Here is a 22,950-nt window from a genome sequence, read left to right as displayed (position 1 = left end):
CGAGGCGTTGGTCATCCTGTGGGTGTCGGCGGCAGCGGCTGGCCGTTGGGCGAACTGCCGAGCGGCGGAGCCTCGGGGACTGGAGGCGGTGCCGGTGTCGGCGGCGGGGGCGCCCCGAGAACTGCGGGTGGTTGTGGCGACATCTTGTTGGGTGCGACCGGCGTGCCGGGGACGGGCACCGGTGGCGGGGTTCCCGCGGGGGGGATGCCCGGCCACAGTGGCACACCGCCGGCTCCGTATAGAGGCGCCCCGTACGGGGGCATACCAGGTGCGGTGACCGGACCAATCGCCGGGCCAGGCAGGCAATCTCGGATGCTTGGTGGCTCAGGGACCGCCCGGGTCACCGGCAGGAAATTGGCGTAACACGTTTGAGGAGCGACACCGGGATTGGGCCGGATGTCCAGTCCGGTGCCCCAACCGGTGTTGGTGACGAGTTGGCGGACCGGATACATCTTGGAGACGTCCGGCAGCGACCCGCAGCTCGGCTTGCCGCCTGGGCCGCCCTTAGCCGCGACAATAGGTAGGTTGTCCGGGTAGTTGTATTTGTCGTTGCCGGGGATGAGCGTCGCGTCGGCGATCAGCGTACGTCCGTTTCCACCGATACCCTTGTAACCTCCGTGGTCAAGAAACCATTTCGCCCCGACGAGGGTGCAGGTCAGGGAGGGGTCATACGTCATCAGCAGGTTGGTGGTGGGCTCGAGGATATTGATCGCGTCGACGAGGCTTCGCTGGTTCGGCGCGAGTACATTTGTTCCCGCTTGCGCGAACCCGATTGCGCTGAGCAACAACGTGTCTAGCGCGGCGGCATGGTCACTGATCGTGGTGCTCGTGGTGCTCGCGGCATCCAGCACCGACACGATGTCGCCCGCGGCCGCACCGTATGTGTCACTGAGCCCCTTCAATGAGCGCCAGTCCTGGCGAATGGCTTCGCTGCGCGGATTTATTTGCAGCAACACCTGATTTGCGTCGGTGATGGCCTGCCCGATTCGCTCGCCCTGGCCGCGAAACCCCTGCGACAGCGCGGCAAGGACTGCGTTGAGCTTGGCCGGGTCGATCTGGTCAAGCAACCCAACCAGATTCTCAAACACGGTGTTGACCTCTGTGGTCACATTGCGGGACATCAGCACTGCTCCCGCGACCAGCGGCTGCGGACTAGGGGCGTCGGGATAGATCAGGTCGACGAACTTCGAACCGAACACGGTCGTGGCGCGGATCTGGGCACCGACGTTGGACGGGATGTATTTGACTTGGGCCGCGTCGATGTCCAACCGCAGTTCGACAGGTTGTTGGCCGCCGGCGACGCCGGCGACGCCGGTGACGTGTCCGACCTGCACCCCGTTGAGCATGACCTTGGCACCGGTGTCCATGACCAGACCCGACCGGTCCGAGGCAACCGTCACTGGCACATACGATTTCAGCGAGCCGGTGTAGGCCATCACCGTGCCTGTCGTCAGCGCGGCGATGATTGCGACGAGTACGGCCGTCCACCACGCCGGGTGCAGGCGCCCTTCTCCGGATCTGGGTTCCATGTCTATGACGCCAGGTGGAAGCTGCCGGACTGGCCGTAAACGGCCAATGACACCAATAAAAGGACAAATATCGCCGTGATCAACGACGCGCGCACGGCGCGCCCGACCGCTTCCCCCACGCCCGCTGGCCCGCCCGACGCCGTGTACCCGTAGTAGGTGTGGATGAGCATCACCGCAATGGCGATCGCAATCGTCTGCACGAACGACCACAGCAGGTCGGTGGGTACTAGAAACGTATCGAAGTAATGGTCGTAGACACCGCTGGACTGTCCGTAGATCATGACCGTTCCTAATCGCGAGGCCAGGAACGCCATTAGCGCGGCAACGCAGTACAGCGGAACTACGACGATGACGCCGGCGAGTACCCGGGTCGACGCCAAGTACGCGATCGACCGAATTCCCATGACCTCTAGCGCGTCAATTTCCTCTGAGATACGCATCGCTCCCAGTTGGGCGGTTGCGCCCGCGCCGATCGTCGCCGCCAACGCGACCCCGGCCGTCGCCGGCGCGATTATCCGAACGTTGGCGTAGGCCGAGATGAAGCCTGTCAGTGCTTCGACGCCAACGCCGGACAGCTGGTTATAGCCCTGCACCGCGATCAGCGCGCCGGTCGACAACGTGAGGAAACCGACCACGACGACTGTGCCGCCGATGACAGCCAAGGCGCCGGTACCCAAACTCATCTGTGCGATGAGGCGGATCATCTCGGTCTTGTATCGCACCACGGCGGTCCCGATGGACCGGATGGTCAGTGCAAAGAACTGGGTTTGGCGACCGATGCTATTCCAGCCGTTGGCGAAGCCGCCCAACGTGCGGCGCACCCGCGGGTGTAGTGCGCTCGGGGTGTTAGTGATGTTGATCATCAGCTCACCCCGAACTGTCCTGCTGTGACGAGCAGGTTGATCACGTAGAGAGCCAGGAAGGAGTAGACAACGGTCTCGTTGACCGCGTTGCCCACTCCGGCCGGACCACCTCCCACCGAGATGCCCTTGTAACAGCCGATGAGTCCGGCGGCCAGCCCGAACAGACCGGATTTGATCAACACGACCAACACGTCCTGGGGACCGGTCAACAGCGTCAAACCCCCGACGTAATAGCCCGGTGTGGCGTTTTGAACGAATACCGAAAACAGGAATGATCCCGTCAAAGTGGCAAGCGAAACAACCGCCGAAAGCAGCACCGCCACAAGGCCAGCCGCCATCACCCGTGGGACGACGAGCGACTGGATCGGATCAATGCCCATCACCCGCAGCGCGTCAAGCTCCTCGCGAATTGTGCGTGCGCCCAAATCGGCGCAGATGGCGGTCGCGCCGGCACCTGCGACAACGAGCACAGTCACAATCGGGCCGAGCTGCGCCATCGCGACAGCCGCACCTGTGCCGGCGGCGTCGGCGGCGCCAAAGTCGACCAAGAGGGTGTTGAGCGTAAACGCCGTGAGCACGGTGAACGGCACAGCAAGTAGCAACGCCGGAACCAACGAGACCCGAGCGATGAACCAGCACTGCAGCAAGAACTCTCGCCACGCGAACGGTCGACGCGGAATAGCCACCAACGTGTCCAGGGCCATCGCATAGAAGTCACCGACCCCGCGCATCGGCTTCGTTGCCAGGTCCGAGATGTCCACCGTCAGCCCTCCGAACCTTTTGCCTTGACGCGATATTGAATACAAACTTCCTCCGTCTGAGCGAACTGACGAACGCTGTGCAAGCGCCAGGGCAGCAGGCTAGGCGCGCCACGTGCGCCTTGCCTATGTCGGTACCCATTTGTAGGACGGCTGCATTGTCCAGTTACCTGCGTTTGTGCGGTCTGCAGGTTGATACGACGCCACTGTCTCAGATGAACGCCCAGGCCGTCGACGTGCTGGCTGGCGGGCGTGTCGCCCGCTAGACAATGGGTCGGAGTGGTCGACTTGTTCCGGCGATTGTGGACAACCTGTAGGCCGCTGGTTTCGACTTGTCCGACGGACACTTGAGCTTCCCGGGTGGTCTGCGCGCCATCGCGTACCGATGGCAGGTGCGCGCATTCTGTGTGCGGCACTGGAGAACTCACCCCACTCCTACATTCCGGTGGACCACAACCCATCTCAGGCGGTCGACACCACCATACGATTAGACGATAGCGCAGTGGTGGGCATTTCTCTACATAAACTATATGATCGTCGGATTACGGGACAGGGTCAGATGTGGGTCAGGAGTGGGGAGAGCATGCGACGCGCGCGGAATGCGACGGCGCACTCGGTGAGTCCAGGGCCCACGGCAGGCGTCTGTACAGCCTGTCCGAACCGGCGGCCCCGGCCAGACCCTTCAACTGATGTCATGCAGAGGTCACATTTGAGTGCCTCCAACATCACGGCACTCTGTCACTACGACGCGAAAGGGAGGCCGTGTCATGGCGGTGCGATCAACGAAGCGGTCTGACGGGTTCCATCGTGGCGAACTCTGCGACGCTAAGAGTGCACAGAACGAACAGCGCGGGCTCTGCGATCAGATAGATGTAGTCGCATCTGATATCGCCGACTTGGTTGTTTCTGCCGACGGGTGGTTGTTCGATCTCGCGCAAGCCGGCTGGCAAAACGATATGACCGTCGCCGACGACAGACAGAACTCCGCTGGCGAGCCTTGGGATCGACACGCGTCGTTTCGTGGAGCCCGCACGAGGGCCGCGCAACGACGACGGACTTGGAAGACGGTTCAGACCGGTCGGAACCCGAAGGCGCCGCCAGATACTTCAACCCATCCACGCCGTCCTTCCTGCAACAGTTTCGTCCCGGTGACGGCGCCGCGGGCCAGGAACCACAGGTCCGGCCCCTGCCGCGACGCCCACCAGCATCCACACGACTGACGCGCTTCATCGGTCCAATGTGTCGGTCCGGTCGTGACACCCCTCGGTGGTGGCGACAGTTCCCGGAAACGTACTTGACTCGAAGTTGCAATATCGCGGTCGAGCAGGGTTTCCGATTCCGCAATCCCCCACTGCTACAGGACATATCGCCGACTTGGCACGGTGCCGTCGTGGTGGTCTCCCGAGCGCCACCGACGATGCCGACGCGCGATGTGAACCCACCGGGATCGGACAGGCGCGCCCCCGGTGCTGCTGCCGATAATGGCCTATTACGTCGGGGGCGACAACCTCACCGAACGCTCGGCTGCGCAGCATCCAACACGCTCACCAACTCCGCCACTGCGTTAAGCAGCTCGGCGAGCAGATCCATGCGGCGAACAAAATTGATCAGGAAGGTTTTGTCGGGCAGGAAGACCGTCGGCACTACAGGCTCAAGGCGGCGGCCAGCTGATCAGCGTCGAGCGGCTTAGGTTGTGGCGGCTCGTCGACTTCGAGGGCATTTGGATCGATCCCGAGCATCCATGCCAAGGTGCCCTTGTTGAGCGTGCCGGCCGCGATGAGTTCAGTGTGGACCTCCTGCAGCTTGAGCGGAAAGCGCCGGGTCGCAGCCTCATCCATTCGCATGGTGATCTGGTCGATACCATGATCGTGCTGGCCCGCCCAGGGGCCAACGGAGCAGCTTCTGCGTGGATAGCTGCAGCGAATTGCCGACTGTCTCCGAAACGGTGACGCCCAGCGTTTCCAGGCGACCCGACAGCGCGTCGGTGGAGACGCCCCACTCCCAGATCAACTCTGCCAGTTCGCGCTCGGTGAGGGTTGGCCAAGCGATTTCACGCAGCTCGGCCTCGGGCAGGAGCAGCTCAGCGGCGAAGTAGTTGGCGACGAATTCGTGGTGATCGCGTTCGGCCGGGGTGCGGTCGTCGGCGTGGTGGCCGGCGACGAGGTGACCGAGTTCGTGTGCCAGAGACCAGTTTTCCCGGAACCAGTTTCCGGTCGCCTACAGGACGATCACTTTGCGTGGTCCGACGTGGAAGGAGGATACCGTCGAAACCTCCGCCGTTCGAATGACGTCGACGTCGAGATGGGATTCGAAGCGGTCGGCCATGCGGCGCACAAAATCTGGGCCAAGCGTGGATCTCACTTCGATGACAGTGCCGGGGAGCGCGATGTCGACCGGGCTCCACGCGGGCAACGCTTGCCGGTAGACCAGGGCGATGTCGTTGAGGACCGGCTCGTCGCTGTCGTGACCCGGGACGTCGCGGCGGCCTGTCTCGCGATCGAAGTTACGGCGGGCGACGGCGACGAGCCGGTTCGGATCGCGGCGGCCGGTGATGAGCCAGTGCACGTCGACGTTGAGGGCTTCGGCGAGCTGGGCGAGTTCCACAGAGGAGAAGGCCCGGTGGCCGCGTAGGGATTTGGAGAGCTTTTCGTCGGTCAGGCCGATCTGGGCGGCGACCTGCGCCTGCGTGAGCGTGGCAGGGATGCTGTCGGCGACCCGGCGCGCAATCTGCTCCTGCCTCATAGTGTCGAGGCTAGGAACTAAGTTGCGATTTTCGCAACTCAGTCCTGCCTCGGCGTTGGCGGATTCGCTTGCCGACGGAAACCGTCGACGTTCCATGCGAACGCGGCATGACCCGTACAGCGGCCGTCGCGCGTCGGTGCAAATCTACGCCCCGGGTCGCCACACGTGAGTGTAGGCAACGACATCGGTTATCGGTCCTCCGACGGTACCGGGTTCCAAAACGATGACCGGTGTGTAAGTTGGCCCGTCTGCAGTCTCGTCTTCCCATTCGTAGATTACGGTGCGCAGGGTGTTGAGGTAGCGGCCGGTGAGCGCAGCCATGGTGTACGGGCCATGGAACGCCAGGTGGATCTCGGCCCGGCCACTGCTCGCGGCGAGCCGCTTGATGGCTTGTGCGACGGCTGCACTCAAACGGCCGGCCTCGCGTGCGTCGATTCTGCTGTTCGGCTCGGTCGAGACGATGGCGGCGGCGGCGAACCCGTCGGGCGACTCTTGGATAAGCCGCTCGAATGCGGTGCGGTCGGGGTCAGGAGTCAAGCTGACAAACACCGCGATACGTTCACGTCCTGCCGTAGACAGCGTTTTGATGTCGATGGGCTCGATGTGGACGTCGTTGGTTGAAAGCTTGTCGCCGGCCAGGGAGGACCACATCTGATCCTGGACGTCGAGGACCTCAAGAGTCCCGATCTTTGTCTCGGGCAGCGCGGCGCCGAGGGCTAGGGATACCGATAAGTGTGCACCGCCAGCGATGCGTACGGTTTTGGCGCCAGTGGCGTACACAGCGTCGCTGATCAGCGGCAGTGTAGTTTGAAGGAGCTTGAGCCCCTTTGGGGAGGGGAGGCGCCCGGCGCTGGCCACGCTGAGGCGGATATGCAGATCGTCCTCGCCGGCGTCGATAGCGAAAGGTGTTGGCCTGCTTTGCACGCGGATCGTAAAGCGCCGGTCTTGTTGGCGGATCAAGGATTTGCGTTGTTCGACGCGGTGCATGAGGAGGTCGCGCGCGATCTCGACCTCGCCGGCGGGATCAAGCATGTTGGTTTGCTTCTTATCGGCGAGGGTGCGGGCAGGCGCCGTTCGCAGCAGCCGGTCGGGGGCCTCGAAGTCGCATCTGGAGTTGTTTGGCGAGCGGGCAACGTGATTGGCGATACACAAGCTGAATGCTGGATCTGCGTCGAGTTGCAGCAGGCGCGGTAGTTCGCGTTCGCGGACGATCTCGCTGTGCACGATGTCTGGTGTCACGATGAGCACCGCCGCCGACAGGCCTTGAGTCAGGGCCTGTTCAAGCCGATCGGTTGTGGTGCCAGCCCGTAGGTCGGTGCGGTCTCGCCATACGACCAGACCGGCCGCTCTGAGCAGACCCTCAAGTGAATCGGCGGCAGCAGTTCCGTCGGACTGTCGGTAGGAAACAAACACTGGGCCGTCACCGCGGACCGCGCCGTCTGGGAGCTGTTCAAGAGGTGGAAATCTGCTCTGCGGCAACGATACTGTTGCCGCTCTGGTCGAGACACGTCCGAGTCGATGGCGTGACGCGATGATGCCGGAGAACGCCGCGGGGTTTGAGGGGATATGAACAAGCAGGGCAATGGCGGCGGCGGCTGACTTGGCGGTGGCCCGTATCGCGTCGACGTCGGTCGGACTGGGTCCGCATGGGGCTGGGTGGCTATGCCACTCGCCGATGTATCCGATCGGGTCATCGTCGGCTCGTTCTTTCAGGAATGCACGCAGTAGCTCGTTGGCCTTCACATCGTCGCGCACGTAGCGATTAGCGGACGCCAGTTTCCCGCCCACGACCAGGGCATGGGTAACGATGATGTCAGCGTCCTCGCGATAACCGAGCAGAACGCCTCCGATCTCGGCTGGCAGGTGCTTGGCGGTTTCGGAGGTGATCAGTGCATGCGCCTCGTTTCTGAGGTGGATTCGCGCCTGGGTGCGCCTCACTGCCGCGTCCTCTCATCGAGCCTGTGGTGGTGGACTTCCCCTGCCGGGTGCAGCGGCCGGTCGACGAGCAAGCCGATGGCGTGCCGGGCTGCCGCTGAGGCAGCTTCGATGACCGCATGAGGTGGGGTCGGCGAAATGGGACTGCCGCATCCGGAGTCGAACAGAAGTTGTTGCGCGCTGGTCGCATCGGCATCCGAGAGCGGTAACGGTTCGGCGTTGCCGAGCGGGGGGAGCACATCGATGCGGTATGTCTCGCCGTCGTTCTGCAGTGCCGCCGAAAGGATGTGCGTGTCGAGTGCCTCGGCGGTGAGGTGAAGCAGCGCTGTGGTGGCGAAGTCCGCGGTGGCGTTGATCACGAGACTGTGGCCCTGGATGAGCTCAGCGGCAGAGTCGCCGGAGGACAGTGCGTCGCCGATGACCGCGATGTCACCCGCCTGCAGTGGGCCGCGCGCGGCGATGTGGCGTCTGACTGCCTCGACCTTCGGCAATCCCACGGTGTCGGGGCCGACGAGGTGACGGACGACGTTTCCCGGCTCGACGACATCATGGTCGACGAGCGTGAGGCGGCGGACGCCCGAGCGGGCGAGCATGTCTGCGATGAACGAACCCAATGCGCCCACGCCGACGACCGCCACGTGATGTCGATGAAGTTCAGGGGCCAGCAGGCCTGCGCGAGCAGAGCGGGCAGCGTCGGTGTCGGCCGCGGAGCGCAAACGCCTGACTGCGACGCCGTGGTCCGTTGTGGGCCACACCTCCAGCGTGATGGTGCCGTCGTGGCGGCCGCGCCGATACGTCAGCATCACCACGCTGACTTCACGGCGACGAATTCGGCGGTCCAGGTTGGTGTTTGGATTGATCTGCGCAGAGATGTCCGCCCATGCTCTGGGCGGAACGTCGACGTCTCCGATGTCAGCAAGGTAGCCGAATCGGTGCTTACCACCCTTGACGGACTTCGACGAGGCTGTACCGCGCCCTATGCGCATGGTGTTGTTCCTCGCCGGACTGAAGCGGACGAATCCGTTGCGATATGGCGCGAGGTCGTCGTAGAGGTACAGGCGGGTGTCGTCGGACTGGTGGAAGTACCTGTCGAGGTCGAGGTCGAGACGGTCTTCGGGCCAGCCGGCGTGAGCTTGATCGAACCATGCAGTGACTTGGTCAAGGAACTCGGTCACCTCGGTCCACCACAGTCCATCGTGGTCGTCCTCAGCAACCAGACACAGTGCTCCGCTCACCTCGCGATGCCAGGACCAGGGCACCGCATCGTGATCGAGAGGGCTTACTGCAGGCGGATGAAACGGGAAGCGAGCCGACAGGGTAACGAGGACGTCTGTCGCGCCACCGGTGTGCGCGATGGCGCCTCGCCACCCTGCTTGTGTTTCTAAAAAGCCGCGCCGTATGAGGCCCTCCTCGAAGTGCTGCCGGGTGTAGGCGAGGTAGTCGTCGAATCTGGCGAGGCTCACCCGAACGTTCTCGGCCCCGCCGGCACGACCCGGGCGCCGGGCGAGATGATCGCGGCGCGCTTGGTGCCGTCCTCATTGAAACCGGGCGGCATCTCGAACACGGTGTCGCCGTCACCGTTCTCGCCGAGTAGTTTTTGAAACGTCAGCGCGGCTGCCCCTTCGTCCTCATCCTCGAGCGCATCACGCGCCGCGGTCGCAGCATCTGCGAAGCAGGTTCGGGCGGCTTCCAACTCGTCATCCGTCGCGCGAATCGAGATGGTGTGGCCGAGCATCGTGGGATCGGCTACCTCAATGCCGTAGGTAGTGAAGTTGTTGATGATCGTGCTTATCTGCTGCAGCGCTGACACGTAGTACTCTGCGTGGTCGTCGCCACCGACGATTCCTGACTTGAACGCCTGGTATGTAGCGACCTCGATGAAGAATCCGCCAGGCTTCGTCCCGACGCCGAGCAGGGCGCGGCGAGTTTGGCGCAGCAACTTGACGGTCGGCACGTAGTAGCCGTCGTGGGCAGCGTTCATCGCACTCGACAGTGTGGTCAGCGCTTCGGGGTTGGTGCGGACCCACTGGTCCTCGTCTCCCTTCTGCGGGATCTCCCAGGTCTGGCCATCCACGTAGGGCCGGGCAGGTACTGCGTCGACGTAGAGGTCGTACTCCGGGAAGGAGACCTGCATACTGCGGTCCTGGCGCTTTGTCCGGCGGTGCCCGTCGGAGTCGGTGCCGAACTCTGCATGCAGCACCTTGAAGAACCGGTCGAGGATGTCGTGGGAGGACACCTCCGTGGGGACCTCAGGGAGGCGGACGAACACGTCCACGTCCTTGATCCGCCTGATGGATACGTTCCGCTTGTAGGACCCGATCAGCACCGGACTCACGCCGTATCCGGCGAGCGCGGGATCGGCTCTGAGTGCATCGCGCACGAGGTTGTGCGCCTCGGGCGCATTGGTTTTGTCATCGCCGGGTTCGATGGAGCTCAAGGCGTCCTTGAACTGCTGCTTAAGGTGAGCCACTGGCCCTCCGATCTTCTGGTGCGTTTTGCGCGCAGCCAAGTGTGGTCCCCGCTACCGACAGCCGTCACCGGCCCGCGCGGGGACCCGCGACTATTTCTTCTTCCGGCCCTTGCCGGTGCTTTCGTTGGTCGTGGTCCTTGGGTTCTTCTTCACGGTCGACTGCTTGACGAACCGGCCCGTGATCGCGCTGCGTCCTCGCTTACCTGGCACGTCGTCAACCTTTCAGGCGTCAACTGCACCCGTCACTTCGGGCACACGATCATGATGGCGTTCAGGTAATTCGCGCTAATTAATTTCGCGCTCGTCGGGCGGGTCGCTTTGTGTCTGATGTCGCTGGCCTGCATGTCGAAGCGCTTGACATGTGTGGATCCGTGGCAAACTGGCACTTGGAAACGCGCAAATTAACTCAGCAAGGCGGAGGAGTTACTCGGTTGTCCGGTGAAGTCGTTGGCATAGCGGAGCGTCGAGACGACGAGCGGGAGGATCTCCAAGCCACCTGCGCTAATCCGCGATGCGACGAGCAGTTCCTTCGAACCGTCGGACCGGGAAGGCGCAAAGACTTCCACAGCGAGGACTGCCGGCGCGCCGCTGAGCGCGATCATCGCAAGTTGACGAGCCGTCTTGATCATTACGAGCGCCAAGCCGAGCAAATACGTGCCCGCCTCGGGGCATATCTGCGCACCAACATCGAGGAGTCCGTGGCGGACCGGACCGGGCCCTCTTCGACCGAGATAGAGCGGGCCCGGGAAGCGATCGCCGAAGTTCGAGGGATGGCACGGTTCCTGCCTCAGCATCAAAGTGAATTCGCACAGGACCTGCTGAACCTGTTCGAAGCTGTTGAACCGCTCCTCTCATCCGCGCGATAAGGCCGCGTCGAGCGTCGAGATTCCGCGAAAGTACGCGCCCGGCCGATAGCCATCTGCATCGCTCCAGCACGATGGTGGCCGCTGCTGCCGCCGGGCGACAACCACGGCAGTGGCGATCGCCGAGCCCCGCTTGGACCGCGTCCGATAGCGGTGAGGCGCTGGGTGGCGCGGTTGATGGCGTCCTTGGCCACCGCCTCCTGCAGGAAGCTCATCCGGCGCTCACGTTCGGCGTAGAGCTTCTACCGGCAGCCGACACGAAGTGGCGGTGCACCAGCGCAGGAGTGCTGTAGTCGCGACTCAATCTCCGACTATGATTCGGCGGGAATGGCGTAAACAGCTGTGAAGTGTCCAAAGAACACCACCAGTTCCCGTAACGCCCAGGTGGTTTCACGATCCGGCACCGCGACGGTGGCCGTGTCCGGTGACCACTCGTAGTGCGCCGCACGTTCGCCGCGCCGCCCTCGCACCGTCACAGGCTGCAGCCCCGTCCAGCGGTCGCGCACCGCGGGATGAGCAAGCACGTCGTCCACGTAGCGCTGGACGGAGTCCACCGTGGCGAACTTGCCCTCGGGCGGCAGCGTGACGTTCGTCCCGAAGAAGTCGAGTGATCGGTTGCCATGTGCGGCAGCGCGATCGAACAACGTCCGCACGAACTCCTCTGCGGCGTAGACCTTGGCGCGTTGCGAGTCGCGGGGCACCTGCGGCTAGTGCTCCAGTGCCTTGCCGCGGCCGGAGAGCTCGGGGCTTGGCCCCAGCCGGGCCCGACGTCCCGCCCTGTCGCCCGCACGTCGTGCAGACGACGAGTACCCGGCCGTGGCGCTGGTGGCCCGCCACGTCCCGCGCGCCTGCGACGCCGTGCGGTAGAAGCTCTTCAACTCGATATCCTTGTTGCGCAGGACAATTGCGGTGCCGGGGCGGTCATCGGGCTGCTGCTCCGCTTCCTGCCTGGCCAGGTCACGCGCCTCCGATAGCCGCTGGCCGACGCGTGCCCCGAACGCCAGCTGAAAGTTCAGCCGCGCGGTGATGGTGGGCGTGGGCCGGTGCGCGCCGGTGACGAGATACGCGTCGGACGCCTTCACCATCTGCACCACGAGGCCGGCGTACAGCGCATGGGTGGCGTCGATGTCCTCGGCGAACCCGTAGGAATAGACGAACGTGGAGTTCGATGCGACGTCGCACTTGACGTCGTTGGCCGCTGCGATGACCACGAACAGTTGGACGTAGGTGCGCAGCCCACGGGTGCCCGCGGCACCGATGGTGATGGTGCGCTGCGTGGGCAGCTGTGTCTTGGTGCGCTCGGCCGAGTGGGCGCGGGCCACCGCCAGGTCGATGGACGTCGTGGTGGCGAGGCGTTGCGCCGCCGCCATGAACGCCTCGGCTTCGTGAACGTTGTCGGTGTGCTCGGCCTTGCGCAGCAGCGCGGAGATCCGCGCAAGCATCTTGTCGTCAGTCATGATGGGGACGCTAGGGAACCAGTACGACTTTTCCGCGGGCGTGGCCCGTCTGGAGATACCGATGTGCTTCGGGCGCCTCCTCCAACGGAAACACCTTGTCCACCGTCACCTCCAGCTTGCCGTCCACCACTAGCGCAATGAGCTCGGGACGCGAGGCGTCGCGAATCGCCTGGCCGCCATCAGCCTCGGTCAGGGCGGCGATCCCGAGCTCCGGGGCACGGGCGAAGCCCACGATCGTCGCGATCCGGGCGCGGTCGGTCACCAACTCGACCGAGGTGTCGAGTGCCTCATCGGTACCGACGAGGTCGAGCGCGGCGTCGACGGGTCCGATTGCGCTGACCCGATCGGCCAGCCCAGGCCCGTACGCGATGGGCTCGGCACCGTATCCGCGCAGCTGAGCGTGCCTCGCGGGGCTTGCGGTGGCGATCACGCTTGCCCCTCGGTTGACGGCCAATTGCACGGCTATCAGCCCGACGCCGCCGCCGGCTCCGTGGATCAGCACGGTGTCGTTCGTCCCCACCCCGGTATTCGTCAACAGGTGCCACGCAGTACCGCCCGCCATGAGCAGCCCCGCCGCCTGTTCGAACGAAAGCTCAGCGGGCTTGTGCCCGACGTCAGCGGCCTCGGCGATGACCCGCTCGGCGTAGCCGCCTTTGAGTCCCGTGACAATCACTTCGTCACCGACTGTCAGTGGCCCGGTGTATCCGGAGCCCCCGGGCCCAACGGCCAACACGACGCCAGAGACCTCCATGCCGACCGGCATGGGCAGACTGCCAGGGTCGCGGCCGAATCCGCCGCTGTAGAGCTTGTAGTCGATCGGGTTGGTGCCTGCCGCGCGCACCTCGACGAGGACCTGACCTTGACCCGGTACCGGTAGTTCAATGTCTTGTATCGCAAGGACTTCCGGGCCACCGTAGCCCTCGGCCACAATTGTGCGCGTCATGGTCGCGAGTCTAGCCAGTAGGGCCGGCGAGCTTCGGGACGAACGCGTCGAGCGCCGTGACCAACTGCGGTGACAGCGGGTCCTGCTTGGCGTAGTTGGCGACGTTGTCGGTCGGGTCGTCGCGCAGCACGTGGCTGACGCCCTTGAGCGGGACGACGGTCAGCGCGGTGTGGCTAAGCGCCTCGACGAGCGGCTGTTCCGCGTCGCAGTAGGCCTGCGCGTCGGAGTCCGAACACGTGAGCAGCACGGGGGTGCCCGCGGGCACCCGGGGAGCGAGGGCCAGCGGGTCGACGGAGTCGGCTTCGACGACGGCCTTCACGTTGCCCGGGTTGAGGATCGCGCCCAACCCCTCGGGCAGCTTCGCGGGCGCGGTGCCCTTGGTGCGGGCCTCCTCGACCGCGGCGTTCCAGGCGTTGAGCACGTCGTCGCCCTGCTGGCGCGTCTTGGCGCCCGACGTCACGTCGACGTCGATGCCGGTGCGCACGCGCCCGGTGATGATGTCGAGGTACCGACCGGACAGCGGCTGGAACAGGCCCAGCCCCTGGATCTTCGGTGCGCCTGGCGCGGTGTCGACGGCCAGCTGCACGGCGTGCACCGTGCCCTCCCCCAGTGCGAAGACGGAGATGGCGGACGCCTCGGTGCCCGGCTGCGCGGCCAGGTAGCGCACGGCCGACTTCGCTCCCGCGGTGTAGACGGCGCTGCCGACGTCGGCCTTCTTCTGCTCGTACGGACCCAGCCCCGTCTTGCCCGTGCCGACCTTGTCGTAGCGCAACGTCGCGATGCCCTTGCCGGACAGGTACTCGGCCAGTTGGCGCATGTTGCCGACGGGACCTGCGACCGCGTTGTCGCCGTTGCGGTCGGTGTTGCCGCTCTCGGAGATCAGCAACGCCGCGGGGCCCTTGGGGGCGTCCTTCACGTGCCGGTACGTGCCATGGATGGTGAGCCCGTCGGCGTCGAAGGTCACGTCCTCGTCCACCCAGCCACCGGGCTCCTGCGCACCGGGCTTCTCCGGCCCGGAGGAACACCCGACGAGCAGGAGTAGCGCGACCAGCGCGCAGAAGAGTTGACGGCCAACGTCTTTCACAAGCGAACCTCGATCCACGACACGACGTCGTCGAGTACCTGCGCGCGTTCCGGCTCGTTGAACACTTCGTGGTAGAGCTCGGGATAGACCTTGAGGTGGACGTCGGCGGATCCGACGCATTCGACGAGCCGCTCACTGCCGGCCGCCGGAATCAACTTGTCCTGACCGCCGTGAACGACGAGCAGCGGTGCGGTCAGCGCCGACGCGCGCTGCGGCATGGTCTCCCCGACGGCGAGCAGCGCCTTCGCGATCCCGGCGGGCATCTTGCCGTGATGGACCATCGGGTCGGCGACGTATGCGGCGACGACCTTGGGATCGCGGGACACCGCGTCGGTGGGGAGCTGCTCGACGGGCAGGCCCGGCAGGATGCTGCCGACCACCTTGGCGACGGAGATCATCACCGACGACACCGCGTCCTGCGCGTACACCGCGGGCCCAGACAGCACCATCAGCGCATAGTCGTCCGGGTGCTCGACGCCGTAGGCGAACACGACGCCGCCGCCCATGCTGTGCCCCAGCACGACGCGCTTGAGTTCCGGGTGTGCCGCGGTGGCGAGGCCGACGAGGTGATGGAAGTCGTCGGTGTACTCGGAGATGTCCTTCAGGTAGACCCGCTTGCCACCCGAGCGGCCGTGTCCCCGCAGGTCGAGCGCATAGGTGATGAGGCCGGCTTCGCCGAATCGCTTGGCGACGTGGTCGTAGCGCCTGGCGTGCTCGGCATACCCGTGGCACAGCACGACGACGCCGGTCGGATCGATGTTGGGGGTCCACACGTCGTAGACGATCGGGGTGCCGCCGACGCCGTCGAAACTGCGTTCGCTGCGGGTTGTGGTCACCAGGGGAGACTAACGGGCGTCGCTGAGGGCCACCGGTCCGGTTTTTCAGGCGACCTTGTCGGAGGTCGTGGGTAGGGTCGGTCAAGTGAGTGTGCTCGCCGAAGAACCCGTTGGTTTCGCCTCGAAGGACGCCTTCCTCGCCGATGCCCAGCGCTACCGGCGCGAACTCCTTGCGCACTGCTACCGCATGACGGGCTCCCTGCACGACGCCGAGGACCTGGTGCAGGAGACCTACCTGCGGGCATGGAAGGCCTACGACAACTTCGAGGGCAAATCGTCCATCCGGACCTGGCTCTACCGCATCGCCACCAACACCAGCCTGACCTCGCTCGAAGGGCGCAAGCGCCGGCCCCTTCCCAGCGGCCTCGGCGCACCCGCCTCCGACCCGACCGCCGACATCGCGGAGCACCATGAGATCACGTGGTTGGAACCGCTGCCCGACGCACTCCACGAGGATCCCTCCGACCCGTCCGTGATCGTCGAATCCCGTGAATCGGTACGGCTGGCCTTCATCGCGGCGCTGCAGCACCTGTCCCCGCGGCAACGGGCGGTGCTGGTGCTCCGCGAGGTCTTGCAATGGAAGGCCGCGGAGGTGGGCCAGGCGATCGGTGCCTCGACGGCTGCCGTCAACAGCCTGCTGCAGCGGGCGCGCGCCCAACTCGACGCCGTCCAGCCCGATCAGGACCAGCAGGTGGCACCGCTCGAGTCAGTCGAGTCGCAGGACCTGCTCAGTCGCTACATCGATGCGTTCGAGAGCTACGACATGGAGAAGCTCGTCGAACTGTTCACCGCCGACGCGGTCTTCGAGATGCCACCCTTCGACGGCTGGTACCAAGGTCCGGAGAACATCGTCACGCTCTCCAAGACGCACTGCCCGGCCGAGGGCCCGGGCGACATGCGCTTCGTGCGGATCACCGCCAACGGTCAGCCCACGGCCGCGCTCTACATGCTCAACCGCGAGACCGGCGCACACGAGGAGTTCCAGCTGCACGTCCTCGAGACCCGTCCGGACGGCATCGCGCACGTCGTGGCATTCCACGCCGACGGGCTCTTCGAGAAGTTCGGGTTGCCGCGCACTCTGTAACGCCCGCCCCCTGACACGATCGGCCTCGGCTCAGCCCGCCCCGGTGCGATGATGCGACCGGGACAGGCGAAGGGGGGCGTCAGTGCGGACTTTGCGCATCGCCCAGTACGTGCTGTTCGGTATCTCGGCGGTGCTGTTGGGCTACGTGACAGTGGTGGCGCTGCGACCCAGTGCGACGTTGCCGGGCAGGCTCAGTTGGTTCGGCACCCCGGCAAGTGCGGTAACCATCACCGTCGTGGCGGTCGTGGTCGGGCTGCTTTGCCTCGTCAGCTATCTGGTCCGCCACAATCGTGCGTCGGCGACCGTGCCCGTGGTGATCGTCGTCGGGCTGCTCGCGACCGGGTTCGTGCTTGCGTTCGCCTCGTACATGTTCTGCCGGGGCGAGGCGGGCACCACCTTCTTCACTCCGTTCGAGTGGGCCACGAGCCTGGTGAAGGGGGCCGCCGAGAACAAAACAATCCGCGTCAAAGGCGCCGACATCCCTTGTCCGGCAGGACCACCGGCGGCACTCACCCTCGCTCGACTGATGGTGCTCGGCGCGTTCTCCGTCGGCGTCATCGGAGTTGCCGCTGCGGCCTTCCGACTACAGACCGACCGTTTCCGCACCTGGCTGAGCCGCTCCGCCACCGCCGTCGTTGGGGTCGACGAGGCAGGGGTGTCGATGGTGACCGCGATCGCTCGCGAGTCGACGCGACACGGTTCGCTGGTGCTGCTGACCACGGCGCCGGACGGTCCCGTCGCCCAACTGTGTCGCTCCAAGGGCGCCAGAGTGTTGCAGGTGGACTTCGACCACCCGGAGACGATGGGGTCGAAACGGTTCTGGCGCAAGGTCCAACGGTTGTACCTGCTGTCTCCCGACCCGTCCACGAACCTGCGGCGGCTGAGCACCATCAGCGAGGTGCTCGGCCCTACCGCCACCGGCCGACGCGCCCCGCTCATCGTCCGCATCGACGATCCCTGGCTGGCCATCGCCTGGCGCGCTGAACAATTCGGAGGATCCGACACCCGCTGGGCGGGCGATGCGGTGGGCAAGTACGAAGTCACCGCCCGTCGGTTGCTGGACCAGATCACCTCCGTCACCACCATCACAAAAGTCCTGATCTGCGGATCCTCGCAGTTAACGCTCGCCTTGTGTGCGGACATGTCCCGGCGTCAGCTCGAGCGCGACTACCACCCCCTCGACGCGGAGTCCGAGCTACCGAAGCTGGTCCTCGTCGATGTCGATGCTCAGCGCTACCTGGACGACCACGAATTCCACGAACAGGCAAGGGGTTTCGGCACAAGCAAGGTAGCCATCGACATCGTCGAAGCCGCCGCTGCCGAGTCCGTGTTGCGCGCCCTCGTCGGAGGGCACGAGGATCGCGCCGCGGCCATCTTCGTCGACTCGGTGACCGACCCCACCACTGCGACCCGGCTCGCCGCTCGATTCCCGGGGCTTCAGGTGTACGCGTGGGACCCCCAATCGACCGTGGCGGCGGATTCCGTTCCGATCGCAGGCAAACTGCGGAACTACCGCCTCGGAATCGACCTGCCCGCTGGCCAAGCCCACGACAACTGGGAGCGGGCCGCGATGCTCATCCACGAGAAGTACGTGGCCTCACCCGAGGCTGAACGAACACGCGCGACGGTGCCATGGGCCAAGCTCTCCCCCTTCTACCGCGAGTCGAACCGCCGACAGGTGCGCAACGCGTTGGAGACGGTGGAGCAGGTGGGTGGGCACACGTGGAACACCTGGGGGGACGCGCCGGACGACTTGACACCCGAGGTGCTCGAGAGCCTTGAGCAGCCACTCGACCGACTCAAGCGGCTCGGCTTCGCCGAAGACGCCATCTACGCGTTGGCTCAGGCCGAGTTCGAGGATTGGAGCCGTTACTATCGCGACGCCGGCTGGACGTGGGGGCCGGAGCGTGACGACGTCAACAAGCAGCACAAGAAGCTCGTCGACAGTTGGGCCGACACGTTCCGCGACGAGAAGCTGCGCAAGGCGGCGCTGCTGAGCCTGGCCACGACGTTGACCGAGTTGCGCGAACTCGGATATCGCTCGAAGCCGAAGTGGCAACCGTACCGCCGCGTCGGCGAGGTCAATGCCCGCCGCCGATACCGTCCGTGGACCTGGACGACCACCTCGGGTGACGTCATGCGCGCGAAGGCAGGGGACTGGGACGTCCGCGACGACGCCGACGCGCGCTGGTCGGTGCGCAACGACGTATTCCGGACGTCATACCGCCGGATGCGTGGAAATCGCTGGGCCGCAGCCGGTGTCGTGTTCGCAAGGCAGGCGCCGCCGGGTGAAACCATCGAGACCCTCGAGGGCCCGTCGACGACCGTCGAAGGCGACTGGGTCGTGATGGGCGACAAGGGTGAACAGTGGGCGACGCCCGACGCCAAGTTCACTCAGCGCTACATCGGGCCGGTTTCCTTCCAGGAGCGGTTCGAGCACTGGAAGGCGCTCAACGAGCGCTAGGCGTCACGTACGTCCATGACACTGCGTCATCGCCATATGCGCAGGTGAACGGTATGGAGATGGGGATTTCTGCAACGTGTTCTATGATCTCCGCCATGAAGACCAAGGGCGCTCTGCTTTGGGAGCTCAACAAGCCGTTCAGCGTCGACGAGATCGAACTGGGCGATCCGGTGGCCGACGAGGTCCAGATCCGCATGCACGCCGCGGGCATGTGCCACTCCGACTACCACCTGACCACGGGCGCCACGCCGATCGCGTTGCCCGCCCTCGGAGGGCACGAAGGCGCGGGCGTCGTCACCAAGGTGGGCAAGAACGTCACGGGCATCGCCGAGGGTGACCACGTGCTCCTCGCGTTCATCCCCGCGTGCGGCGCGTGCCCGCCATGCCTCAAGGGCTACCGCTCCCTGTGCGACCGTGGCGCGGTGCTGCTCGGGGGCAAGGCCATCGCCGACGGCACCTCCCGGATACACGCCGGCTCACACGAGGTGGCGCCGATGAACCTCCTCGGCACGTTCGCGCCGTACATGACGGTGCACAAGGATTCCGTCGTCAAGATCGACTCGGACATTCCGTTCGAGACCGCCGCCATCATGGGATGCGCGGTGCCGACGGGGTTCGGCTCGGCGACCAACGTCGCCGGGGTGCAGCCAGGCGAGACCGTGGTGATCGTCGGCGTCGGCGGCATCGGCATGAGCGCGCTTCAGGGCGCGGTCATCTCGGGCGCCAAGACCGTTATCGCGATCGACCCGAACGAGTGGAAGCGCGACCAGGCCATCAAGTTCGGCGCCACCCACGTCTACCCGTCGATGGCCGAGGCCATCGGGCCGATGATCGACGTTACCCACGGCCTGATGGCCGACAAGACCATCATCGCCGTCGGCGAGATGCGCGGCGAGTACGTCGAAGAGGCCATGATCCTCACCGCGAAGACCGGGACATGCGTCGTGACGGGCATGGGGTCGATGATGGACGTCGACGTCAAGCTGAACCTGTTCCTGTTCACGATGTTGCAGAAGACGTTGAAGGGCAACATCTTCGGTGGCGGCAACTCTCACGTCGAAACACCGAAGCTGGTCGGGCTGTACAAGTCCGGGCTGTTGAAGATCGACGAGATGGTAACCGCTACCTACACGTTGGACAACATCAACGACGGTTACCAGGACATGCTCGACGGCAAGAACATTCGCGGCGTCATCACGTTCGACGAGTCGGACTGGTAGAGCGCGGCGCTCAGGATTCGTCCAGCCGGTCCAGCACCCGCGACGTCCAGCGCTCGATCGCGCGCAGGTCGGCCACGCTCATCCCGGCGAACACGACCTCGCGCACCAGTTCGGCATGGTGCGGCGCAGCGACGTCGAGGGCAGCGCGTCCCCGTTCGGTCAACCCCACGGTGGCGGCTCGGCGGTCGTCGTCGGCTCCGCGCCGGGTGACCAGTTCGCGGGTTCGCATTCGGCTCAGCTGGTGCGACAGCCGGCTCTGCTCCCAGCCCAGCCGCTCCCCGAGCTCGGAGATCCGGCACCCAGGTTGCTCGTCGAGCGCCACCAGCACGTCGTAGTCGGCGAGCGAGAGCCCGTGGTCACGCTGCAGCTGACGGTTCATCGCGGCCTGCAGCCGGCTCGTCATCGCGACGTAGTTGCGCCACACTCGCTGCTGGTCGTCCGATAGCCACACGGAATACATGACACATCATTCATGTTGTCGTGTCCAGTGCCCGCCACCTAGGCTGGCGAAGGCTTCCGAGGAGTGATCAGATGACCAGCACGTCGACCGTCGAGATCCGGCGCGCCCCCGACCGCGCGGCCACCAAGATCTCATGGCTGGACTCCAAGCACTCGTTCTCCTTCGGATCGCACTACGACCCCGCCAACACGCACCACGGGCTACTGCTCGTCAACAACGACGACGTCGTGAATCCGGGTACCGGATTCGATACCCACCCCCACCGCGACATGGAGATCGTCACCTGGGTGCTGCGTGGGTCGCTGGTGCACCAGGACTCGACCGGCAACTCCGGCGTCATCTATCCGGGCCTGGCTCAACGGATGTCGGCAGGCCGCGGCATCATGCACTCCGAGAAGAACGACTCCTGGACGCTCACCGGCGATCCCACGCACCAAGAGCCAGTTCACTTCGTCCAGATGTGGGTCGCGCCCGACGAGTCGGGCGTCGATCCCGGCTATCAACAACTGGAGATCGACGACGAACTGCTCCGCGGTGGGTTGGTCACCATCGCCTCGGGCATGCCCGAGCACGCCGACGCCACCGCCATCACCATCCGCAACCGCTACGCGGCCCTGCGCGGTGCGCGGATGCAACCCGGCGACACCATCGAACTGCCCGAGGCGCCATACCTGCATCTGTTCGTGCCGCGCGGCGCGGTCACCCTCGAGGGCGCCGGCCCACTGTACGAAGGCGACGCAGTCCGGTTCACCGCATCCGGCGGGCAACGGGTCACCGCGACGGAACCATCGGAGCTTCTGGTCTGGGAGATGCATGCGGGTCTCGCTGCGGCGTAGGTATTCGTCGATCGGCCTCGTCGGTCTCCTGCTGCTCGCGGGGTGCTCGTCGGGGTCCAGCCCCGACACGTCGCCAGCGTCGAGCGCGTCGGCCACCCCGGCCGGCCTCGTCGAGGTCACCGTGCAGGTGCCCGACGATCTGGCGGCGACACCGTTCGACGAGCCGCGAAAGGCCTTGGTGCCCAAGGGCTGGACGTTGTCGGTGTGGGCCCGTGTTCCAGCGCCGCGGCTCGCGGTGTGGACCCCGGGCGGCTCCCTGCTGGTATCCGTGCCCGCCGCAGGTCAGGTCATCCGACTCCAGCCGACTGGCGCCGGACCCCACGACGAGTTCCTTCTCGGCGGGCTCGACCAGCCGCACGGGCTCGCGTTCGCAGGCTCCACGCTGTACGTCGCCGAGAGCGATCAGCTCGTCGCCTACGACTACGCCGACGGCAACGTCAGCAACCCCCGCACCATCGCCGCGGGCCTACCCGACGCGCAGAGCCCCGACCTCAGCGGCGAGTACGCACACGCGCTGAAGAGCGTGGTGTTGGGACCCGATGGCGCCGTGTACTTTTCGATTGGCTCGACTGGAAACGTCTCGGCCGAGGACCGCACCGCGAGCCCCCCGCGCGCCACGATCATGCGCATTCCACCAGGCGGCGGGACCCCGCAGCCGTTCGCGACCGGTGTGCGCAACGGCACCGGACTGGCGGTGGCCCCGGACGGCGCGATCTGGACCGCGGTGAACAACCGGGACAACGTGCCCATCCCCGACGCGGGCCCGTCCTACGGGCAGGTCGTGCCCGACTACGTCGACGAGCATCCGCCGGAGTCCATCGCGAAGCTAACGCCTGGCCGTGAATTGGGTTGGCCCTACTGCAATCCCGACGGCGGGCCCGCCCATCTTGCGTTCGTCCGGGACGTCTCGACCAACGCCGACGGCAGTCGACTCGACTGCGCCACGCTCCCGCCGATCGAGCAGAGCATGGGGGCACACTCGGCGCCGCTTGGCATGAGCTTCGTCGACGGCGCGCTGCCCGAGCCGTACGCCCACGGCGCGCTCATCGGCGTGCACGGGTCGTGGAACCGTCAACCTCCACGCGCACCCGAGGTGTCGTTCTACCCCTGGCAGAACGGCAATCTCGGCGATCAGCAGACCCTGATCGGCGGGTTCCAGAACGCCGACGGCACGCGCTGGGGCCGCCCCGTCGCCGCCGTCGTTGGACCGGACGGCGCGGTGTACGTCACCGACGATGCCGCGGACGCGGTGTACCGACTGGCCCCGCCCGGGCGCTGACCGGCGGCGTAAAGGCATTCGCCAGCAACGCAATTCGCTCGTACTCGAATCGTGATGCTCCTGTGACGAAAGTTGACAGTGAGTTAACTGTGATTATTGTTGACTTCTCGTAGGTGTCTGCTGAAAG

Annotated in this window: 21 protein-coding genes and 1 pseudogene; 6 read left to right on the top strand and 16 right to left on the bottom strand. The window is 65.4% G+C overall.

What is annotated here, in order from left to right; genetic code table 11:
- Positions 1-11 precede the first annotated feature (11 nt).
- The 10 genes from SLQ33_RS07110 to SLQ33_RS07070 all read right to left on the bottom strand — a co-directional run bounded on the left by SLQ33_RS07110 (position 12) and on the right by SLQ33_RS07070 (position 10,297).
- Complete coding sequence (locus SLQ33_RS07110) at positions 12-1,529, bottom strand: MCE family protein (RefSeq protein WP_319453093.1); 1,518 nt, start codon at positions 1,527-1,529, stop codon at positions 12-14.
- A gap of 2 nt (positions 1,530-1,531) precedes the next feature.
- On the bottom strand, positions 1,532-2,392 hold the full coding sequence (locus SLQ33_RS07105; protein ID WP_319453092.1) for an ABC transporter permease: 861 nt from the start codon (positions 2,390-2,392) through the stop codon (positions 1,532-1,534).
- Positions 2,392-3,123, bottom strand: coding sequence for an MlaE family ABC transporter permease (locus tag SLQ33_RS07100; RefSeq protein WP_413467605.1), 732 nt, complete (start codon positions 3,121-3,123; stop codon positions 2,392-2,394). The genes SLQ33_RS07105 and SLQ33_RS07100 overlap by 1 nt, the downstream gene beginning before the upstream one ends.
- A gap of 1,536 nt (positions 3,124-4,659) precedes the next feature.
- The gene (locus tag SLQ33_RS07095) at positions 4,660-4,794 is read right to left on the bottom strand and encodes a hypothetical protein (RefSeq protein ID WP_319453090.1); all 135 of its coding nucleotides are present in this window, start codon (positions 4,792-4,794) and stop codon (positions 4,660-4,662) included.
- Positions 4,794-4,988, bottom strand: a complete 195-nt coding sequence (locus SLQ33_RS07090) for a hypothetical protein (protein WP_319453089.1) — start codon at positions 4,986-4,988, stop codon at positions 4,794-4,796. The genes SLQ33_RS07095 and SLQ33_RS07090 overlap by 1 nt, the downstream gene beginning before the upstream one ends.
- Positions 4,981-5,334 (bottom strand): ImmA/IrrE family metallo-endopeptidase, encoded by a 354-nt coding sequence (locus tag SLQ33_RS33570; protein WP_413467604.1) that lies wholly within the window; start codon positions 5,332-5,334, stop codon positions 4,981-4,983. The genes SLQ33_RS07090 and SLQ33_RS33570 overlap by 8 nt, the downstream gene beginning before the upstream one ends.
- Positions 5,335-5,367: 33 nt before the next feature.
- Entirely contained in the window at positions 5,368-5,892 is a 525-nt protein-coding gene (locus tag SLQ33_RS07085) for a helix-turn-helix transcriptional regulator (RefSeq protein WP_319453088.1), read from the bottom strand.
- A gap of 144 nt (positions 5,893-6,036) precedes the next feature.
- Positions 6,037-7,830 (bottom strand): SAVED domain-containing protein, encoded by a 1,794-nt coding sequence (locus tag SLQ33_RS07080; RefSeq protein ID WP_319453087.1) that lies wholly within the window; start codon positions 7,828-7,830, stop codon positions 6,037-6,039.
- The gene (locus tag SLQ33_RS07075) at positions 7,827-9,062 is read right to left on the bottom strand and encodes a ThiF family adenylyltransferase (protein WP_319453086.1); all 1,236 of its coding nucleotides are present in this window, start codon (positions 9,060-9,062) and stop codon (positions 7,827-7,829) included. The genes SLQ33_RS07080 and SLQ33_RS07075 overlap by 4 nt, the downstream gene beginning before the upstream one ends.
- A 224-nt stretch (positions 9,063-9,286) precedes the next feature.
- Entirely contained in the window at positions 9,287-10,297 is a 1,011-nt protein-coding gene (locus tag SLQ33_RS07070; protein ID WP_319453085.1) for a nucleotidyltransferase, read from the bottom strand.
- A gap of 431 nt (positions 10,298-10,728) precedes the next feature.
- On the opposite strand from SLQ33_RS07070, the gene SLQ33_RS07065 reads away from it, so the two are divergent.
- Positions 10,729-11,163 carry a hypothetical protein gene (locus tag SLQ33_RS07065; RefSeq protein ID WP_319453084.1) on the top strand — a complete coding sequence of 145 codons (435 nt, stop codon included), beginning with the start codon at positions 10,729-10,731 and terminating at the stop codon, positions 11,161-11,163.
- A gap of 356 nt (positions 11,164-11,519) precedes the next feature.
- Here the strand turns inward: SLQ33_RS07065 and SLQ33_RS07060 are convergent.
- The 5 genes and pseudogenes from SLQ33_RS07060 to SLQ33_RS07040 all read right to left on the bottom strand — a co-directional run.
- Positions 11,520-11,861: pseudogene (locus SLQ33_RS07060) on the bottom strand (TIGR04338 family metallohydrolase); the annotation flags it as partial.
- A gap of 6 nt (positions 11,862-11,867) precedes the next feature.
- Positions 11,868-12,617: a DUF2786 domain-containing protein gene (locus SLQ33_RS07055; RefSeq protein ID WP_319453083.1), complete on the bottom strand. Its 750-nt coding sequence runs from the start codon at positions 12,615-12,617 to the stop codon at positions 11,868-11,870.
- A 10-nt stretch (positions 12,618-12,627) separates the two neighbouring features.
- Positions 12,628-13,560, bottom strand: a complete 933-nt coding sequence (locus tag SLQ33_RS07050) for an NADP-dependent oxidoreductase (protein ID WP_319453082.1) — start codon at positions 13,558-13,560, stop codon at positions 12,628-12,630.
- Positions 13,561-13,570: 10 nt separating this feature from the next.
- The gene (locus tag SLQ33_RS07045; RefSeq protein WP_413467591.1) at positions 13,571-14,644 is read right to left on the bottom strand and encodes a hypothetical protein; all 1,074 of its coding nucleotides are present in this window, start codon (positions 14,642-14,644) and stop codon (positions 13,571-13,573) included.
- Complete coding sequence (locus SLQ33_RS07040; RefSeq protein WP_319453081.1) at positions 14,641-15,480, bottom strand: alpha/beta hydrolase; 840 nt, start codon at positions 15,478-15,480, stop codon at positions 14,641-14,643. The genes SLQ33_RS07045 and SLQ33_RS07040 overlap by 4 nt, the downstream gene beginning before the upstream one ends.
- 85 nt (positions 15,481-15,565) lie before the next feature.
- Between SLQ33_RS07040 and SLQ33_RS07035 the strand changes: the two genes are divergently transcribed.
- The 3 genes from SLQ33_RS07035 (at position 15,566) to SLQ33_RS07025 (ending at position 20,248) form a co-directional block, all read left to right on the top strand.
- Entirely contained in the window at positions 15,566-16,564 is a 999-nt protein-coding gene (locus tag SLQ33_RS07035; protein WP_413467590.1) for a sigma-70 family RNA polymerase sigma factor, read from the top strand.
- Positions 16,565-16,646: 82 nt separating this feature from the next.
- Entirely contained in the window at positions 16,647-19,028 is a 2,382-nt protein-coding gene (locus SLQ33_RS07030; protein ID WP_319453079.1) for a hypothetical protein, read from the top strand.
- 95 nt (positions 19,029-19,123) lie between these two features.
- Positions 19,124-20,248 carry an NDMA-dependent alcohol dehydrogenase gene (locus SLQ33_RS07025; protein ID WP_319453078.1) on the top strand — a complete coding sequence of 375 codons (1,125 nt, stop codon included), beginning with the start codon at positions 19,124-19,126 and terminating at the stop codon, positions 20,246-20,248.
- A gap of 10 nt (positions 20,249-20,258) precedes the next feature.
- On the opposite strand, the gene SLQ33_RS07020 is transcribed toward SLQ33_RS07025, so the two are convergent.
- Positions 20,259-20,708 carry a MarR family winged helix-turn-helix transcriptional regulator gene (locus tag SLQ33_RS07020; RefSeq protein ID WP_319453077.1) on the bottom strand — a complete coding sequence of 150 codons (450 nt, stop codon included), beginning with the start codon at positions 20,706-20,708 and terminating at the stop codon, positions 20,259-20,261.
- Positions 20,709-20,779: 71 nt separating this feature from the next.
- On the opposite strand from SLQ33_RS07020, the gene SLQ33_RS07015 reads away from it, so the two are divergent.
- Positions 20,780-21,544: a pirin family protein gene (locus SLQ33_RS07015; RefSeq protein ID WP_319453076.1), complete on the top strand. Its 765-nt coding sequence runs from the start codon at positions 20,780-20,782 to the stop codon at positions 21,542-21,544.
- On the top strand, positions 21,522-22,823 hold the full coding sequence (locus SLQ33_RS07010) for a gluconolaconase (RefSeq protein ID WP_319453075.1): 1,302 nt from the start codon (positions 21,522-21,524) through the stop codon (positions 22,821-22,823). Before SLQ33_RS07015 ends, SLQ33_RS07010 begins: the two co-directional genes overlap by 23 nt.
- The last annotated feature ends 127 nt before the right edge of the window (positions 22,824-22,950 follow it).

Origin of the sequence: Mycobacterium sp. RTGN6 (assembly GCF_033804605.1) — a bacterium.
In the GTDB taxonomy this organism is placed as follows: Bacteria; Actinomycetota; Actinomycetes; order Mycobacteriales; family Mycobacteriaceae; genus Mycobacterium.
The sequence above is the reverse complement of the archived record's forward strand: the minus strand, read 5'-3'. Positions and strand labels throughout refer to the sequence as shown.

What these genes read in the sequence shown, in the direction of transcription:
- SLQ33_RS07110 (WP_319453093.1), bottom strand. Translation starts at nt 1,529, where the DNA reads ATGGAACCCAGATCCGGAGAAGGGCGCCTGCACCCGGCGTGGTGGACG.
- SLQ33_RS07105 (WP_319453092.1), bottom strand. Translation starts at nt 2,392, where the DNA reads ATGATCAACATCACTAACACCCCGAGCGCACTACACCCGCGGGTGCGC.
- SLQ33_RS07100 (WP_413467605.1), bottom strand. Translation starts at nt 3,123, where the DNA reads ATGCGCGGGGTCGGTGACTTCTATGCGATGGCCCTGGACACGTTGGTG.
- SLQ33_RS07090 (WP_319453089.1), bottom strand. Translation starts at nt 4,988, where the DNA reads ATGGATGAGGCTGCGACCCGGCGCTTTCCGCTCAAGCTGCAGGAGGTC.
- SLQ33_RS07085 (WP_319453088.1), bottom strand. Translation starts at nt 5,892, where the DNA reads ATGAGGCAGGAGCAGATTGCGCGCCGGGTCGCCGACAGCATCCCTGCC.
- SLQ33_RS07055 (WP_319453083.1), bottom strand. Translation starts at nt 12,617, where the DNA reads ATGACTGACGACAAGATGCTTGCGCGGATCTCCGCGCTGCTGCGCAAG.
- SLQ33_RS07050 (WP_319453082.1), bottom strand. Translation starts at nt 13,560, where the DNA reads ATGACGCGCACAATTGTGGCCGAGGGCTACGGTGGCCCGGAAGTCCTT.
- SLQ33_RS07025 (WP_319453078.1), top strand. Translation starts at nt 19,124, where the DNA reads ATGAAGACCAAGGGCGCTCTGCTTTGGGAGCTCAACAAGCCGTTCAGC.
- SLQ33_RS07020 (WP_319453077.1), bottom strand. Translation starts at nt 20,708, where the DNA reads ATGTATTCCGTGTGGCTATCGGACGACCAGCAGCGAGTGTGGCGCAAC.
- SLQ33_RS07015 (WP_319453076.1), top strand. Translation starts at nt 20,780, where the DNA reads ATGACCAGCACGTCGACCGTCGAGATCCGGCGCGCCCCCGACCGCGCG.
- SLQ33_RS07010 (WP_319453075.1), top strand. Translation starts at nt 21,522, where the DNA reads ATGCGGGTCTCGCTGCGGCGTAGGTATTCGTCGATCGGCCTCGTCGGT.